Source organism: Vibrio sp. Isolate34 (genome assembly GCF_022397915.1).
GTDB lineage: Bacteria > Pseudomonadota > Gammaproteobacteria > Enterobacterales > Vibrionaceae > Vibrio.
The window spans coordinates 25,001-41,755 of sequence record NZ_JAKEUO010000001.1; the positions used below are offsets into that span (position 1 = coordinate 25,001).

Below are 16,755 nucleotides of genomic sequence, written 5' to 3' on the forward strand. Positions count from 1 at the left end.
GTGAGATTCTTGAGACTTCTTACCCAATAGTGGTAACTAATTGAGCTAGGGCAACTTTTATCAAGGGTTGCCCTTGTTTTTTATGAGCTTTGTCATTATATGATTATTAAGGCTTGCTGCTTCCCGTTTTTTCTTTCACCTTTATGAGCGAGCCGCTATTAAGGAATTTATATGGCTGTTCATGTTGGCATTATCGATCAAGACCCCATTCGCTTGCTCACCCCTTTACTTGATAACCGAACGGTCAGCACTCACATCGTGTTTATCGGCGACAAAAATCAAGTCAGTATGTACAAACGTTTAGACAGCGTTTTGCAGAAGCGCGACATTACCAGTGAGTTTTTCGAAATTCCGACCATCGTAAACACATCCGTTATTAAAGAATCTATCCAAACTCTTGCCGAAGACCTCAAAGCTCGCGGTCAAGAAGTGAAGCTCAATGCAAGTTGTGGCCTACGTCACCGCCTACTTTCTGTTTACGAAGTATTCCGCACTTACCACTGGCCAATCTTCGTGGTTGAACCAAACAGCGACAAGCTTTGCTGGCTTTACCCAAATGGTAAAGAAGATGCACAAGTTCAAGACCGCATTACTATCGACGACTACCTAACGGTATTTGGTGCTCGTGGTGAATTCAGCGATGTACAGCTTTCTCCGCAACTGGATCAGAAACTTTATGAACTGGGTGAACGTTGGGCAAGTAACGCACTCGAATTAGGTCCTGGCCTTGCGACCTTAAACTACCTAGCAACGACCTGCCGTAAAGAACAGAAACTTGATGTTGGACTATCTGAGAAGCAACAAGGCTATCGTGAACTGAACATGCTTCTGAGCGATTTGGTTGAAGCGAAGATTGCGACTTACGACAATGGTATTTTGACCTTTGCCAACGAAGACGCGCGCCGCTTCTCAAACGGTGAATGGTTAGAAACTCTGGTTCACAGCACAGTGAAACAAATCCAAGATGACATGCCTACTATCCAAGACCGTTCGTTGAATGTTCAGGTATACCGTCAACTTGGTGAGCGTGAGGTTCGAAACGAGCTTGATGTTGCATCAGTAGTGAACAATAAGCTACACATCATCGAATGTAAGACCAAAGGCATGCGTGACGATGGTGATGACACCTTGTACAAACTGGAATCGCTGAGAGACCTACTAGGTGGCCTACAAGCACGTGCAATGTTGGTCAGCTTCCGACCACTTCGCCATAACGACATCACTAGAGCAGAAGATCTTGGCCTTGCGTTGATTGGCCCTGACGAACTGAAAGATCTTAAAACACACCTAACGGCATGGTTTACGGCTGCTGGCGGTAATGAAGATTTAGAGTACTAACAACCAATAGACTCTAAGAGTCAGACTCTCTTAAGCAAATCTTAAAAAGGCGAATGACCATTAAGTCACTCGCCTTTTTTGTTGTCTGTTTTCTCTATTGATTACTTTCAGATGGCACAAAAAAATGGCCACATCATACGATGCGGCCATTTTCAAAATTTAATGTCACTTTAAGGCTTAATGCTCTCTAAAACTCAGAGCACTTTAAGACTTAAAGCATTTTACGAGCAGCTTCTACAACCACTTTGATTGAACGTGCTTCAGTTACTTTTAGTGTATCGTGATCAGGCGTCTCTTTTTGAGTACGGTTGATGATTACACCCGCAACACAACCTGCTTTCAGACCAGAACTTGCACACATAGTTAGCAGTGTTGCAGATTCCATCTCGAAGTTTAAAACGCCCATGTCTTGCCATTCTTGCATAGAACCTTGGAAACGCTTAACAACGCGACCAGAGAACGTATCGTAACGCTCTTGACCTGGGTAGAAAGTGTCACTTGAAGCCGTTACGCCCATGTGAACTGCAACACCAGACTCTTCAACGGCTGCTTTCATTGCTGTTGCCACTTCGAAGTCAGCAACTGCAGGGAACTCCATTGGAGCAAAGTGCAAGCTAGCGCCGTCTAGACGAACAGAACCAGTAGAAACAATCATGTCACCCACGTTTACGTGAGGTTGGATAGCACCAGTAGTACCAACACGAAGGAAAGTGCGAACACCCAGTTGAGCTAGCTCTTCTACAGCGATAGAAGTAGATGGGCCACCGATACCTGTTGAACATACAACAACTGGCTTGCCGTCTAGTTCTGCGCGGTAAAGTGTGTATTCACGATGGCTAGCAAGAAATACTGGATTCTCCATCTCTTCTGCAATTTTTTGTACACGAGCAGGATCACCAGGGATGATCGCAAGAGTAGCACCGTTAAGATCTGCTTCAGTAACACCTAAGTGGAAAACAGCTTGAGACATAGTTCGCTCCTTTTGGCTTATTGGGCTTTTTACCCTTATTTAAGCTCATAGTAAATTCGTGGGGTACGAACACACTCTAACCAAGCTCACCACAAAATGAAGTGACACCCGTCACATGAATGATCGCAACAAGATTTCAAGTTTCACGAAAAACCGATTGGCATCACAAAAATACGCAATCCATACGCCTACGTTGCATACTAATGAGACAAAAAACGCCTTTAGCTTATTAAGGCTAAAGGCGTTTATTGGCATCAAAATAGTGGATATTAGCTAGAAGTGCTTAATCCGCTTTAGATTTGAATCGAAGCAGGCGCAATGCGTTCAATGTGACCAATGCAGTTGCACCACTATCAGCTAACACCGCAACCCACAGACCGGTAATACCCAACAAACTCGTCACCAAGAATACACCTTTCAAACCGAGCGCGAGAGCCACGTTTTGACGGATGTTGTTCATCGTCGCTTGCGATAGCTCAATCATCGCTGGCAACTCTGTTAAACGGTTATGAGTCAGTGCTGAATCCGCCGTTTCCAAGGCAACATCGGTTCCCCCACCCATCGCGATACCCACATTAGCGGTTTTCATCGCTGGCGCATCATTGATGCCGTCACCGACCATTGCAACATGCGACTGTTGAGATAACTCTTCAACATAAGACACCTTGTCACTTGGAAGCAGGCTCGCTTTGTATTGCATCCCAATCTTGCTGCTGATCGCGGCCGCACTGCGCGGGTTATCACCCGTCAGCATGATAGATTGAATACCGAGATCGTTAAGTCGTTCAATCGCAACCTTAGCGTCACTGCGTAACGTATCTTGCCACGCAATCAAACCAATAGGTGTCACTTGCTCTGCTGATTCTTCTTGATGCTTAAGTTCTAAGGCAATAACGACCGTCTTACCCTCGCCTTCTAGAGCTTCCACCTGAGACACAACATCAGTATCAAGTTCGAAAGTCACTTTAGAAGGCGCTAGAACTTGGTATTTAACACCATCGACATCGCCTTCCACACCGCTACCAATCAACGCTTTCTTGTTGTGCGATTCTGGGATCTCAATATTCAGCTCTTTTACTTTCGCCACCAGCGATTGCGCCAACGGGTGAGTAGAGCCGACTTCGATAGCACCAACCACACGAAGCATCGCATCTTGTTGCCAACCTGATAGTGCCTGAATATCGGTGACCTGAGGTTTCCCCTCAGTCAATGTACCCGTCTTATCAAACGCGATGGTTTGAATCTTACCAAGCTGCTCTAGTGCTGCGCCGCCTTTAATTAGCGCGCCACGTTTTGCTGCTGCCGCTAAGCCTGAAGTAATAGCTGCTGGAGTCGAGATAACCAAGGCACACGGACAAGCAATCAACAATAACGCTAGACCACGGTATACCCATGTTTCCCAAGGTTGAGCGAACAACAGTGGAGGCGTGATGATCACCAACAAAGCAACCAACATCATTAACGGCGTGTACCAACGGCTGAACTTATCAAGGAAACGTTCCAGTGGTGCTTTACGAGATTCCGCCTCTTCAATCAGGTGAAGAATACGGTCAATCGCATTCTCACCTTGCTTAGAGGTGATCGTAATACGCACAACTTTATCAACTACCACAGCGCCTGCCATGATGCTGTTTCCTTGGATATGCTCCACAGGCACAGATTCACCGGTTAACGCACTTTCATCAAAGCTCGCGGCATCAGTCATCAGTTGACCGTCAGCAGGTAAACGAGAGCCCGCCGCCACTTCAATCACATCACCAGGAACCAGTTCACTGACTGCTACTTCAACACGTTCACCGTTGATAATCTTAGTTGCATTTTCTGGTACCAATGCCATTAACGCTTGAACGCCACTTCTTGCTCTAGATGAAGCAAACGCTTCTAAGCGCTCACCAATCAAGAACAATAATAGAACCATCGCCGCTTCCGCGGTTTCACCCAGGTACAAAGCACCCAGTGCGGCAACACTCATTAAGGTTTCAATAGCAAACAGTGTACCTGAGCGTGCCAACTGAACCGCTTTCTTCGCCACCGGATATAAACCAAGCAAACAAGTTGCCGTAAACAAACCTTCACTTAACTGAGGAGAAGTGCTTTTCAAAAGCGCAGCGAACAACATTGCGGCTGCAATCGCTATGATCTGTAAATTGGGTTGAATATGAGCTTGCCAAAAGGTCTCTGGTTGTTGTTTTTCTTTCTTAGAACCCACTTCCGTTAATGGGAAGCCAGTTTTGATAGAGACTTGTTCAATGGTGTCAGCAAGACTTTCATTATCAAATTTCACAACCAGTTTTTCGGTAGCAAAGAGAACCTTCGCTTGAATCACACCGTCAACGTTACTGATCGCGTTTTCTATTTTTCTTGCACAAGCTGGGCAGTCCATTCCGGCAACCAACCAACTTTTGGTAAATTGGGCATCGAGAGATAAGGCTGAGGACTGACTGTCTTCTTCTCCACTGTCCGAACCGCAGCAATCATCTCCAGACGACGATGACGCCGCTGCAGAAGAGCTGCAACATCCTGACGAAGTGCCAGCTGCAGTGATGCTTGAAATTTTAGGGCTAGAGCAACCTGCTCCCACCGCTTGAGGTTGAACGTCCACTTTTGCTGAGCGGCACGCTGCGTGTTTTGCGCACATAATGTATCTCCTTAATACTCAAAAGCCTTGAGGCCGTTGCCGTTTAGTACAACAACGGAACCTTAAGTTCATTGAAAGTATAAACCTTGGAGGTAACTCCAGGGTCAAGGAGAAGTTATCGTTTAATGCAATTTATTTAGGAGTCTCAACCAAGTAGGTCAATATTATTGAGGCTTAAGCTCGGCACATTCTTCTCTATTCGCGGATACATCATCAATCAGAACGGCATCGTGTGAACAGAACGGCTGTGTATTCAAGCTCACAATAGACACATCATCTTCGACAGGATCAACCTGAGATCCTTCCATCAACTCTGAGATATGGTAGCGAAGCACCAAGATACCCAACAAACCGAACAAGATATTACCCAGCGCTTGTCCGTACAGCACACCTAACGCGCCATACCATTGTGAACCTAAGTAAACGAATGGCAGAGTGCCCAGTGTCGCCTTACCTAAATTCAATGCCGTTGAATAAAGAGGCTTACCTAGATTATTGAATGAAGTGTTCGCGACAAACAGTGCACCGTTAAAGGTGAAGGTCAACGCTACATAAGTACAAAACGCAGCAACAATAACGGCCGCATCACCTTGCAGGCTGAAGCCTTGAATCACATAACCCTGCATGAAGTACAAAAGAATACACACAGCGATGGTGTACACCGTGGTCACTAACAGCGAGTTATTCAGCGTCTCTTTGACTCTGTCCATTCGCTCTGCACCGAAATTCTGACCAATGATTGGCCCGACAGCACCAGACAAGGCAAAAATCACAGCAAAACACACGGGCGTTAAACGACCAATCACGGCAAAGCCTGCAACGAAGTCTTCACCGTATTGCGCAATACCGGTCGTCACAATCGCATTACCGATCGGTGTGGCGGTATTAGTGATAATTGCGGGGATCGCTATGGCTAGAATTGGACGAATATTGATGCGCCACTGTACCAGTGACGGAGGAGCCACAAGCTCATGGCTGCGAATCAACGGGTAAAGCGAGAAAAAGAGAACCGAAAAACGAGCAACAACAGAAGCGATGGCCGCGCCTTCGATGTTCCAACCAAAACCAAAAATAAATAGAGGATCCAAGATTGCATTCACAATGCCACCAGACAGGGTCGCCCACATCGAACGCTTTGCATCTCCGGCTGCTCTTAAACCGACACCCGCCGCCATCGCAAGCGCTAAAAACGGGCCACTCGGTAACAAAATCTGCAAATACGCCTGCGCGCGTTCAGCGGCTAAGCCTTTCGCACCAATGGCTGCCAATAACTCTGGGATATAAGCGTACATCACAGCAGTGACGGTTGAGCTAATGACAAACGCGGTTAGCATAATACTGGTGCTGAGGTTACGTGCGTGGTCTCTGTCTTTAGAGCCTATCGCCTTTGAAACCAACGCGCCCATTGCAATAGAGGTACCGATAGAAACGGAGGTAGAGAAGAAAGTAAGAGTACCTGCAAAACCAACTGCAGCTGCCAGTTCAACTTGTCCCAACATACTGATAAACAGCATATCGAGTAAATCGACCACAAACAGTGCCATCAAGCCAACAGAGCCAGCCCCCGACATCACCAAGATGTGGCGCATCGTTGAACCTTCTACAAACTTTGCAGTTTGGTTTGACATGAAACCTCCAAAAAACTGGAATACCCAAGAGCTAAAGCCCAATAAACTAATCAACAGGCTAGGGATCCACAAATAAAGGATCGACCAAGAAAAGCGCTATACAGAAAAAAGGCGCTAATGCGCCTTTTTCAACTGATGGTATTGAGAAAAACAATCGTTCTTAACCCGCTACTATACCTGATGTTTAAAGCATTCATCTAAGTTCTTGCCGATTGCTCTTAAAACATCTGTTCTGGTGATAATTCCGACCAACTTCCTGTTGTCGATCACAGGGTAAGCTTTCGGTTTACCCACTTGCATCATGTCTGCCAATTCAATAATGGATAGATCTGGCGATACCGATAGCACCTCTTGGTACATGCAATCGCCAACAATGTGTGTGTCTTGACAGAAGTAACTGACCTTCACCAGTTTTTCTAATAAATCTTGCTCTGAAAGGAAACCAATTACTTGCTCATTATCATCAATAACTGGGCCGCCCATGTGATGACTGCGCATCACTTTGTCTAGCGCTAGACTTAACGGCATATCAGGAGTGAATGTCACAACCTGCTGCGTCATGTAATCTTTCACTTTAATTGAATGCATTGCGTTCTCCCTAAATATGTTTCGTGATGTCTTTATCTATCTCGTTAACTTAATTGTTGTCTAAAATCTTGATTTTACTAAATGGATTTCAACAATTTTATTGATAGGCAAAACCTAACAAGCCTTAAAAACGAGACAGTAAAAGGCTCGGGAGAGTTTTTGTGGCACAGAAAAAAGAAAAAAAAGAGCCCTTACAAAGCCTTACTTTCTCTTGCTTAGCCTTACTTCTCCGAACTAGCATGAATAGATAAACCCTATAATCTTCACCACACTAATAATTAGAAAGTTCCGATTTAGGTAGTTTATGCAACACGACAACAACATGTACGCGTACGTTTATTCAGGTAACCACGGCTGCCTAATTCGATCTGACAATCTTAACTGTGAAGCGTTATAATAAAGACAACGGTGCCTTTGCCGCTTTTCATTGTCTCAACATGGTTCACTATGCCCTCTCCAACCTCAAATCAAACTTATGTCTCTAAGTATCGCTCAAAGCTGAAGGCCTACTTCAACGAGTTATTGGATTTCCAGTCGCGTATTTGGGTGGTGCATATCTTTGAAGATTCCATCACTGACCAATCATTTGTGATAAATGAAGATGGTTTTAAAGAGCCGTTAGAGTGGATGAAAAAACGTGATTACCAAGCCAAGATGCTTGATCGTGTTGATAAGATGAAAATCTCACAAGTGATTGAGATTCAGTTTGAAGATAAGATGCACCGACTGATGCGAGTTAAATAACCTTTATCGTTCATTGTCAGTCATGCCTATGTCAGGAAGGTACTCACGACCAATCATACGCAAATGAACTAGACACAAATGAAGCAGTCACAAAAAAGGCCAGCACTCGCTGACCTTCTCTTAATAATTTTTTGAACCGCTTTACACTTATGACCAAGTGCTAGCGAGCACAATATGCATCCCAAAGGCGGATGGCTTTTGTGTAGGCTTCGGTTTTATCGTGCGTTTCAGCGAAAAGAATCGCCGTCATGCTGTCGACAACCGTGTTTGCCATCAATTCCATCTCATCTTCCGGCGTACCCAGCACACACTTACTCGGCAATGAAATATCAGAGTTCATCATCTCTTCCCAATAGAAAGATTCGACCTTATCAGGAGAACTCATCCACACCGTTTGGCTAACCTTAGGGTTGTATTCCGATTCGCCGTTCATGCCTTTGAATGAAATCACCGAGTGTGATTTATTGCCAATCACATTCTCAACTTCGGCATGAAGTTGTGGGAAGCCTGGGTGGAAACTGCCGCGCAAACCTAAACGACCACCGCCAGGGTTTAATGCACGAACCACAGTGTTGATTGGCGTACGCAAACCGTAACGGTGTTTCCAGCCGATCATCGTTTGAGCTTCCGGTGCAAAGTTAGCGAGCGGCAAGTAAGCAATACCATCCGCTTCTAAAATCTGCTTGGCCTCTTGTGGATCAGCTGCACTACGTACACCAACAAGGTCGAGGTGAGTCTCTACGTGTGTGCGTCCACTTGGCTTGTCCATGTAGCCATGCATCAATACCTTGTAACCATCGTCAGCCAGTATCTTCGCTGCTAGCAAATTCCAAGGCTTGCCACTCGCAGTATCATTACGCTTACCCGCGTAGCAAGGCCAGTCAATGTCGGCACCTAAGTCAGGCACACGAGATTGAAATGCTTTTACAAAGCCTGCAATTTCTTCATTGGTTTCATTCTGCACACGAATCAACATAAGTAGCATCGCCATTTGGTCGTCGCCGACCTCACCGCTTAAATACTCATCCATGATGCGATAGGCTTGTTCGAACGATAAAGGCTTGCGCCCCCTTTCCCCTCGTCCAACAGTACGAATACACTCTAAAATACTACTCATTGACTATTAATTCTCTTCCGTAGACATCAATAAAATTTAATACCTCTTTGATTCTATGACACCGATAGCGCGTTGCATAGCGATTCAAGTTTTCTGTTCGTAACCTCATTAGGTATTGATCTCTAACTACTCCCATCGTGCTGTCGATTAATGGGAGCTCTGCTACTGTGAAGCCAACATTGGTATCTCTTGTTATTTTCCCTATACTGCAACCCAATTTCGTGACTCACGATTCAACAAATTCAAACTTTAGGTAGCCCTATGATTACTTTCACCACCAACTTTGGCGATATCGAGATTGAACTCAACCTTGAGAAAGCACCTGTAACCTCGAAAAACTTCCTGAAATACTGCCAAGATGGCTTCTATGAAGGCACCACGTTTCACCGTGTTATCGAAGGTTTTATGATTCAAGGTGGTGGCCACACTATCGACATGACAGAAAAGCCAACGCGTTCACCTATCGTGAACGAAGCGAACCGTGGCCTAAAGAACGTGATTGGTTCTGTAGCTATGGCTCGTACAGACGCACCACATTCGGCAACGGCGCAGTTCTTTATCAACCTTGATGACAACGATTTTCTGGACCACACATCAACGACCAACGCAGGCTGGGGTTACGCTGTATTTGGTAAAGTATCGGCAGGCATGGATGTGGTAAATAAGATCGCAGCCGCGCCAACGACGATTCGCTGGGGACATGAAGATGTGCCATGCGAAGATATTGTGATCTCGAAAGTCACTATCAACGACTAAATGGCAGAAATGAAACCCTCGACTCAGCTACGAGGGTTTATTTTTTTCGCGACCATTTGATGTAGCAAAATAGCGAAGCAATAATCACCGCTCCACCGACCAGTTTTTGCACCTCGACCGTTTCACCTAGCATGCTCACACTGAGCAGTAGTGTCCATACTGGTTCTAGAATCATGATAAGCGCCGCCACTTCCATGTTCAATGAGTGCTGGCCTACCGTTTGTAATAGGTAGCGAATAGACGTCGCAACGACCGCCGACACAATAAACCAGAACACTAACGTTTTGGTGATTTCAAATTCCGGCTGTGTCGTCATAGACGCAAACGCCAAACCACTGACTCCGACTACGAAAAGCTGAATACAAATCGAGGCAATTGGCTTGATATTGGTGATCACACGTTTGTTCATCACAAAATGAATCGAGAGCAACATCGACGCTAACAAGAAGTAGATCTGGCTTTGCTCAACGTGCCAACCGTTGGTGAGAGTAAGCAGCAACATACCAAGGATCGCGATAGGAAATGACATCCAGAATGCACGATTTGGCTTAACTCGAAACAGAACCCAAGAGACGAACGGCGCAATGATCATCGCCAAGCTCATGATGAAAGCCCCTTCCGATAAACTCTCCGTGACCGAAACGGCAAACACCCACACCTGAAGTGAAGCAGACAAGAGTAAACCGACACCGCACAATGACAGAATCTGCTTAAATGACAGCTTGCGAATATGATGAATACAGAATGGCAGTAGAATCAGGCTCGCGACAACAAAACGCACACCAATGAACACAGGGCCCGGCATTTCCATGACCACCAGCTTAGATGCAATCCATCCTACCCCAGCCAGTAAAGTGGCACACAAGAGGTAAAGCTCGCCACGCATCGCTTTTACGTTCATCATTTTTATTCGTTCCAATAACCAAAAAGCAACCCGACTCTGCAAGGTTGCTTTTTATAAACTCTTAACAGGAACAAGATATTATCTTAATACTCTGTTTCAGGCAGCAGTTTTTAGCCTGCGTATTCTGGGTAATCCGTTAAGCCTTTTTCAGCACCGCCAAACAGCGTGTTTGGATCGTGCGGAGCTAGAGGGAAACCATTTTGAATACGCGCCGGTAAATCCGGGTTTGCTACAAATGGGCGACCAAAACCAACCATGTCAGTTACGCCTTCAGCAACGGCCTTTTCGCCACGCTCGCTATCGTATTTGCCCGCATAAATAAGGACACCATCGTAAGCTTCACGAACTGCCGCTTTAAATGCTTTTGGCGTTTCAGGTGCATCATCCCAATCAACTTCTGCGATGTGCAGGTAAACGATCTTGTATTGGTTAAGTAGTGCTGCCGCAGCTGTGTAAGTGTCTACTGGCGTAGCGTCAACCGTACCATTCAACGATGTGAATGGAGCAAGGCGTACACCAACACGGTCAGCACCAATCGCTTCAACCATAGCTTCAACCACTTCGCCTAGGAAACGTAAACGGTTTTCAATTGAACCACCGTATTCGTCAGTGCGGTTGTTCGCTTCAGAATCAATGAATTGGTTAATCAGGTAGCCATTTGCCGCGTGAAGTTCAATGCCATCAAAGCCAGCTTCGATAGCATTAAGGGCTGCTTGGCGATATTGCTCAACCACTTCTTTGATGTCTTCTTTGGTCATTTCACGAGGTTCAACCACATCAACAAAGCCCGGCTCATCTGTGCCGTTATCGATGAAGACTTTTACGTTTTCCGCTTTAATAGCAGAAGATGAGATTGGCTGTTCACCACCGATGTTGTCTGGGTGTGTTACACGACCTACATGCCAAAGCTGAGCGAAAATAACGCCGCCTTTTTCATGTACGGCATCGGTTACTTTTTTCCAACCCGCGATTTGTTCGTCAGAGTAGATACCTGGTGTCCAAGCGTAGCCTTGACCCAGTGGAGAAATCTGTGTGCCTTCTGCGACAATCAAACCCGCAGAAGCGCGCTGAGCGTAGTAAGCCGCCATCATGTCGTTTGCTGAGTTACCAGGTTGCGTTGCACGAGAGCGAGTCATCGGAGGCATAACAATACGGTTTTTTAGTTCGATATTACCAAGTTGAATTGGTTGAAATAGTGCGTTTGTCATTGTCATTTCCTCGATTAACCTAGTTGAATCAGTTCGATTTGGTAGCCGTCTGGGTCAGTGATAAAAGCGATGTGTGTTGAACCACCTTTTACAGGGCCCGCTTCACGAGTCACATTGCCACCCAGCGATTTAATCTTGTCACATGCCGCGTAAATATCTTCCACACCCAATGCCAAATGGCCAAATGCATTGCCCATTTCGTATTCGTTGGTATCCCAGTTGTAAGTCAGTTCGATGGTTGTGCCACCTTGCTCGTAACCAACAAAAACCAATGTGTAGCGGTAATCGTTATTTACGTGGCGCTCAAGTTCTTTCATACCCAAAACTTTGGTGTAGAACTCAATAGACTTTTCTAAATCAGCAACTCGGATCATTGTGTGTAGGAATTTCATATTTCACCCTTTTTAAGCCCAGCAACCTGAGCCGATATAATCGTGAGCGGAGGTTATCCACTTCTTTGTTAGGGTTAATATACGATTCGGCAGCAAATAAATGAAATTATCATAAATTCTCATTGTGATAATTTTTTGTTATGACGGGTTCAATACAGATGATTTGTTACGGAGATATTCGGCAAACAAAAGGTAGGGCTGAAATCAGAAAGTAGAACGCTAACTGTTTAGCTATTTAGACATGTCATTCGTCGTATTAATGATCTGCTCTCTGAACCACTTATGTGCAGGGTCGGTGTTCTGTTTTTTCAACCAAATAAGGTAATGAGAGATAGGTTGGTAATCGAAAGGCGGTTTGAACAACTGTAAACCAAGACGTTCCTGAAACTGGATCGCCATAGAAAGCGGCGCAACTGTAATGTAATCAGTCTGGCTACACAGCATTAAATTACTGGCCATAGAACTGCCGTGAATGACAATCTTACGCGAGGATAGGTCTAGCGAAGTGTAGTGAGTCAAACTTCTTACTTGGCGACGTGTTCTGGCCAAAACCGCATGTTGCTCACTCAGATATTGCGCCTCGGTGATCTCACCTTTGATCCTAGGATGTCCGTTTCGGCAAACGATCACAAACTCACTGTCGTAGAGCTTCTCGCTCATCATGCTTGGATGTTCAGGCAACACAATGTCGATCATCAAATCAAACTTCTGAGTTAATAGATCCTCATGGACTTGATCATCATTATCTGGTTGGTCATACACCTCAAGAGATAAGCCTTGATTGGGTAACTGAGAAAATCGATCGAGCAACATCCACTTTAAATGCTCGGGAACCGAAGCTACAAACCTGCGCTCTGTACTCGCTTCATCAAACCCAGCCATACCTTGAAACACGCCGTTGAGCTCGTGTATTGGCGCTTTGATTTGCTCATACAAGCTTTGCGAGTAAGCCGTAGGCACTACCCCTCGACCACTGCGCACAAACAACTCTTGCCCAATTTCATTTTTCAGTCTGCCGAGCGCTGTGCTGATCGTCGATTGATTGGTATTCAAATGATCGGCAGCCTTACTCAAACTGCCCTGCTCCATCACCGCAGAAAAGACAGCCAATAAGTTAAAATTCGGAATGTCATTACTCATGATTCAGTGCTCATTTAGGTGTAGATTTAATTATCTTATCGTAAAAACGATAGAATGAAACGACGGATGCTCATTGAGGAAACAAAACTGAGAAGGAGCATCATGCGGTAAAGAGCAAAAATGTAAGAACAACTCACTCTTCCAAATAGTTGCCACATTCGTCAGGTTGGAATCTAAAGCTCTTCGCTGTGACAGTAACGCTTAATCCATCCAATCTCATCCAAGACTAGTCGGAGTATTCAATATTTTTTACCTGCCTTATTGATAGTTTTATAGCCACTTCTATGATCCAGGATAATGAAATAGACATATTTTATAAGCCGAGTTTGAGCTTGTTCAAATAAACCCAACTCACGTTTAAGCAACCACTCAATTCATCGTAATTACGATAATTCAATATCACAATAATGCGTAGATAGCACCAGTTATACTTCCTATTATTTCGCCAACAAATCAATTCTTAACCTAAACAGAAAACCTAAAAATGTGTAGATGATGGTGTTGCACACATCACGGACGACGGCCTTAAAACCCACTGCAACAAACGAACCTATCAATGGTTGACGTTACTTAAGAATGATTTGGCCAGGTGTTTTTAACACTCTATTCGCGAGAATGCGTTGTCTACGTGGTCAAAGCGATTTTTAATTGTCATCTAATACTTTTGACTCATTAGGTCTATACGGTTACGTGAGTTCAACACCTCTTTCAGATGCCTTCTAAAAGTCTTGTACCAAGGCTGCACTTTCTCTCTCCTTATTTAGGTTGAGATATGAACTTTATTAAAATCGTTTTCCAGAAAACCTGGGCCGTTGTGATGGTCTTGATTAAATTCTGCCTGTTTATGGCGGTGATGTTTGCTGGTGCATGGGCTCTTGCTCCGTTAGGCACAATCCATTCCAAAGACATCGACATGTCTCAATTCAACAATCATCCCAATGAAATGATGATGAACTTCTTCCAGATGGAGTACTTCTCTGGCTACTTGTTCTCTGTAACGATCGCTGTTGTTCTTGCTGCGATATATGGCATGTGGCAAGTCCATGAGTTGGGTGTCCATAAAGCAAAAGAACACAAAAGTGCACACGTTCAAATCGTCTTCGCGCTTTCTCTTTGTGGCCTATTCATTAGCAAAACCTTCTGGGTTATCGCTCTTGTTATCGCCCTTGCGAACTGGAAACACATTGGTCAGTCGATCAGTGACGTGATTCGTCGTGGTGTTCAACCTAAGTCTTCCGAAAGTGAGTCTTCTAAGGCTGAAGGTTCGCCCAAGGCAAATGGTGAACATAAGGTCACTGACCAAGCGACAGAAAATGCAACGTCTGAACAGGCACCAACCAAACACGAGGCCGCATAATGAAAGAGATGATGATTCCATACATTCTGATTGTATGGTCCCTATTTGCGACTGGCGCATTAAAGAAGACGATTAAGAACTACACTTGGGCGGCTATTGGCGGTGCTGTGATTCTTGGATTATTGGCTATCGTGTCTCGCCTTTGGGCACCAGTTGATATGACCAACTCATCGACAGTGAAAGCACCACACGCAGTGATGTCTCCAATCTTTGGTCAACAGATCGATAAAGTGTTTGTCGACCACAACCAAATGGTGAAAGAAGGCGACATCATCTACACACTCGTTGATATCGATTCTGCTGCAGACAAAGCGAAGATCGAATCTTCAATCGTGCAGAAAGAAGAAGAGATCAAACAGATGACTCGCGACTTAGACCGCGCAGAAACATCGCCTGAGATCTTCAACATGCGTGACGTAGAGAAATACAACTCAGACCTTCGTGTCATGCACGCTGAACTGACGTCATTAGAAGCTGACTTGCAGAAAGTTAACTGGGCACAAGAGAAGAAAACCGTCCGAGCTGAATTTGATGGCCAAGTCTCTATCGTGAACATTGCGGAAGGCTCCGTCATGGGCAACATGCACCTTTACAACACCAGCAAAAAGTTCCTAGAGATGCGTATCTCTGACCAAACATACGGCTATGTTCAAGTAGGTGACTTTGCTGAGTTCTTCGTAGATGCTTATCCGGGCCACGTGTTCCGAGCAAAGGTACACAGTTTTACCGCGGGTACGGGTGAGGCAAGCATTTCACCACTCCAAGGACCACAAAGCGTTGGCCAACACGTCGTGCAAAATGGCAATGGCTTAGGCCGTACTATCGTCCTCGAAATCTTTGAACCAGAAGGTTACAACATCCCGATTGGCGCAGCAGGTTCAGCTTGGATTTCAGCAGAAAAGCCGCATCCATTCTGGGGCTTCATTGACGTGATTGGCGCAGCCACCGTTCGCCTACAATCTTACAAGTCTTACCTAGGAGCTTGGTAAACAAGCTACGCGTAAGAGCTGAATAGAAGACAAACAAAAATACCCCGCTCGTCGGGGTATTTTTATTATTGGTGCGAACTGCTTGATAGGTTAAACCTTGTTCCAACCTTACGAAAAAGGCAGCGGAATCAGTTCGAGCCCTAGTACGCCACTGATGCTCATCACCACCAGCAGAGAGACCTTGAAAACGGTCTTTGACCACTGAATGTAGTTGAGGCAATCGACCTTGCGGAATGTCACTTTGGTCCACATAAAGCAAACGGCCGCCGACACCGCTAGGTATTCATAACCCGCCTCTCCGAGTAAGAACAACGCCAGAGCAACTGCGCCAAACGCGACTACATACGCTTTCATGTGCTGATGTGCTTTGTCGACGCCCTCTTTCACCGGTAACACAGGTATACCTGCATCGCGGTAGTCTTGAATGCGGAACATCGCAATCGCATACGAGTGTGGCATCTGCCATAAGCAGAACATGATGAACAGCAGAACGGCTTCTAAGCTCAGGTAGTTCGTCACACCAAGGTAGCCAACGAGCGGTGGAACCGCGCCAGAGATGCTTCCAACTAAGGTGCCGTAAACGGAATTACGCTTGTACCACATGGTGTAGAAAAAGACGTAAAACACATAGCCAAGCAACACCACAACCGCAGACATCGGATTAACGAATTGAAACAGCAGCGCCGTGCCTGCCAACAACATGACTAACGCATAGATAAATGCCACGTCTGTGTTGATGTTGCCCTGAACCAATTCACGGTTCTGGGTACGTTTCATTTTTTGGTCGATATCTCGGTCAAAGATGTTGTTCACCACACAACCTGATGCAATCACAAGCCCTACACCCGCTAACGTTGTCAGTAACAACATCGCACTGGCTGGTTCTGTTTTTGCGGCGAGGAAGAACCCCGCCGCAACAGAAATCAGGTTGCCGAAAATGATGCCCGGTTTGGTAATAGACAAATAACTTTTCAGCATACCCTAGC

15 protein-coding genes are annotated in these 16,755 nt (G+C 45.4%); 5 read left to right on the top strand and 10 right to left on the bottom strand.

Translation table 11 applies throughout. The annotated features are described in order from the left end of the window. The first annotated feature begins 171 nt into the window (after positions 1-171). Positions 172-1,338 (top strand): DUF1887 family protein, encoded by a 1,167-nt coding sequence (locus L1D22_RS00115; protein WP_017632175.1) that lies wholly within the window; start codon positions 172-174, stop codon positions 1,336-1,338. Between the two features lie 211 nt (positions 1,339-1,549). Here the strand turns inward: L1D22_RS00115 and udp are convergent, their stop codons facing one another. The 4 genes from udp to L1D22_RS00135 form a co-directional block, all read right to left on the bottom strand. After that, positions 1,550-2,308, bottom strand: a complete 759-nt coding sequence (udp, locus tag L1D22_RS00120) for a uridine phosphorylase (RefSeq protein ID WP_239828287.1) — start codon at positions 2,306-2,308, stop codon at positions 1,550-1,552. 283 nt (positions 2,309-2,591) lie between these two features. Then, complete coding sequence (locus L1D22_RS00125) at positions 2,592-4,946, bottom strand: zinc/cadmium/mercury/lead-transporting ATPase (protein WP_239828288.1); 2,355 nt, start codon at positions 4,944-4,946, stop codon at positions 2,592-2,594. A gap of 164 nt (positions 4,947-5,110) precedes the next feature. After that, positions 5,111-6,574 (bottom strand): MATE family efflux transporter, encoded by a 1,464-nt coding sequence (locus L1D22_RS00130; RefSeq protein WP_239828289.1) that lies wholly within the window; start codon positions 6,572-6,574, stop codon positions 5,111-5,113. A gap of 171 nt (positions 6,575-6,745) precedes the next feature. After that, positions 6,746-7,162, bottom strand: coding sequence for a CBS domain-containing protein (locus L1D22_RS00135; RefSeq protein WP_239828290.1), 417 nt, complete (start codon positions 7,160-7,162; stop codon positions 6,746-6,748). A gap of 447 nt (positions 7,163-7,609) precedes the next feature. On the opposite strand from L1D22_RS00135, the gene L1D22_RS00140 reads away from it, so the two are divergent. Then, positions 7,610-7,906, top strand: a complete 297-nt coding sequence (locus tag L1D22_RS00140) for a hypothetical protein (RefSeq protein WP_239828291.1) — start codon at positions 7,610-7,612, stop codon at positions 7,904-7,906. Between the two features lie 160 nt (positions 7,907-8,066). Here the strand turns inward: L1D22_RS00140 and L1D22_RS00145 are convergent, their stop codons facing one another. After that, positions 8,067-9,023, bottom strand: coding sequence for a glycosyl transferase family protein (locus tag L1D22_RS00145; RefSeq protein WP_239828292.1), 957 nt, complete (start codon positions 9,021-9,023; stop codon positions 8,067-8,069). 261 nt (positions 9,024-9,284) lie between these two features. On the opposite strand from L1D22_RS00145, the gene L1D22_RS00150 reads away from it, so the two are divergent. Continuing rightward, entirely contained in the window at positions 9,285-9,779 is a 495-nt protein-coding gene (locus L1D22_RS00150) for a peptidylprolyl isomerase (RefSeq protein WP_239828293.1), read from the top strand. Positions 9,780-9,816: 37 nt separating this feature from the next. On the opposite strand, the gene L1D22_RS00155 is transcribed toward L1D22_RS00150, so the two are convergent. The 4 genes from L1D22_RS00155 to L1D22_RS00170 form a co-directional block, all read right to left on the bottom strand. Beyond that, on the bottom strand, positions 9,817-10,683 hold the full coding sequence (locus tag L1D22_RS00155) for a DMT family transporter (protein WP_239828294.1): 867 nt from the start codon (positions 10,681-10,683) through the stop codon (positions 9,817-9,819). 110 nt (positions 10,684-10,793) lie between these two features. Then, positions 10,794-11,891 carry an alkene reductase gene (locus L1D22_RS00160; RefSeq protein ID WP_239828295.1) on the bottom strand — a complete coding sequence of 366 codons (1,098 nt, stop codon included), beginning with the start codon at positions 11,889-11,891 and terminating at the stop codon, positions 10,794-10,796. Between the two features lie 14 nt (positions 11,892-11,905). Beyond that, positions 11,906-12,283 (bottom strand): lactoylglutathione lyase, encoded by a 378-nt coding sequence (gene gloA, locus L1D22_RS00165; protein WP_048664124.1) that lies wholly within the window; start codon positions 12,281-12,283, stop codon positions 11,906-11,908. Positions 12,284-12,514: 231 nt separating this feature from the next. Beyond that, on the bottom strand, positions 12,515-13,423 hold the full coding sequence (locus L1D22_RS00170; RefSeq protein WP_239828296.1) for a LysR family transcriptional regulator: 909 nt from the start codon (positions 13,421-13,423) through the stop codon (positions 12,515-12,517). A 772-nt stretch (positions 13,424-14,195) separates the two neighbouring features. Here L1D22_RS00170 and L1D22_RS00175 point away from each other — a divergent pair. Both L1D22_RS00175 and L1D22_RS00180 read left to right on the top strand, forming a co-directional pair. Next, positions 14,196-14,780, top strand: coding sequence for a magnesium transporter (locus L1D22_RS00175; protein ID WP_239828297.1), 585 nt, complete (start codon positions 14,196-14,198; stop codon positions 14,778-14,780). Next, complete coding sequence (locus L1D22_RS00180; protein ID WP_239828298.1) at positions 14,780-15,769, top strand: biotin/lipoyl-binding protein; 990 nt, start codon at positions 14,780-14,782, stop codon at positions 15,767-15,769. The genes L1D22_RS00175 and L1D22_RS00180 overlap by 1 nt, the downstream gene beginning before the upstream one ends. 108 nt (positions 15,770-15,877) lie before the next feature. Here L1D22_RS00180 and cyoE read toward each other — a convergent pair whose 3' ends face one another. Next, positions 15,878-16,747, bottom strand: coding sequence for a heme o synthase (cyoE, locus tag L1D22_RS00185; protein ID WP_239828299.1), 870 nt, complete (start codon positions 16,745-16,747; stop codon positions 15,878-15,880). Positions 16,748-16,755: the final 8 nt, after the last annotated feature.

Excerpts from the sequence above, each read along its gene's own strand:
- L1D22_RS00115 (WP_017632175.1), top strand. The coding sequence starts at position 172 with ATGGCTGTTCATGTTGGCATTATCGATCAAGACCCCATTCGCTTGCTC.
- udp (WP_239828287.1), bottom strand. The coding sequence starts at position 2,308 with ATGTCTCAAGCTGTTTTCCACTTAGGTGTTACTGAAGCAGATCTTAAC.
- L1D22_RS00125 (WP_239828288.1), bottom strand. The coding sequence starts at position 4,946 with ATGTGCGCAAAACACGCAGCGTGCCGCTCAGCAAAAGTGGACGTTCAA.
- L1D22_RS00130 (WP_239828289.1), bottom strand. The coding sequence starts at position 6,574 with ATGTCAAACCAAACTGCAAAGTTTGTAGAAGGTTCAACGATGCGCCAC.
- L1D22_RS00135 (WP_239828290.1), bottom strand. The coding sequence starts at position 7,162 with ATGCATTCAATTAAAGTGAAAGATTACATGACGCAGCAGGTTGTGACA.
- L1D22_RS00140 (WP_239828291.1), top strand. The coding sequence starts at position 7,610 with ATGCCCTCTCCAACCTCAAATCAAACTTATGTCTCTAAGTATCGCTCA.
- L1D22_RS00145 (WP_239828292.1), bottom strand. The coding sequence starts at position 9,023 with ATGAGTAGTATTTTAGAGTGTATTCGTACTGTTGGACGAGGGGAAAGG.
- L1D22_RS00150 (WP_239828293.1), top strand. The coding sequence starts at position 9,285 with ATGATTACTTTCACCACCAACTTTGGCGATATCGAGATTGAACTCAAC.
- L1D22_RS00155 (WP_239828294.1), bottom strand. The coding sequence starts at position 10,683 with ATGATGAACGTAAAAGCGATGCGTGGCGAGCTTTACCTCTTGTGTGCC.
- L1D22_RS00160 (WP_239828295.1), bottom strand. The coding sequence starts at position 11,891 with ATGACAAACGCACTATTTCAACCAATTCAACTTGGTAATATCGAACTA.
- gloA (WP_048664124.1), bottom strand. The coding sequence starts at position 12,283 with ATGAAATTCCTACACACAATGATCCGAGTTGCTGATTTAGAAAAGTCT.
- L1D22_RS00170 (WP_239828296.1), bottom strand. The coding sequence starts at position 13,423 with ATGAGTAATGACATTCCGAATTTTAACTTATTGGCTGTCTTTTCTGCG.
- L1D22_RS00175 (WP_239828297.1), top strand. The coding sequence starts at position 14,196 with ATGAACTTTATTAAAATCGTTTTCCAGAAAACCTGGGCCGTTGTGATG.
- L1D22_RS00180 (WP_239828298.1), top strand. The coding sequence starts at position 14,780 with ATGAAAGAGATGATGATTCCATACATTCTGATTGTATGGTCCCTATTT.
- cyoE (WP_239828299.1), bottom strand. The coding sequence starts at position 16,747 with ATGCTGAAAAGTTATTTGTCTATTACCAAACCGGGCATCATTTTCGGC.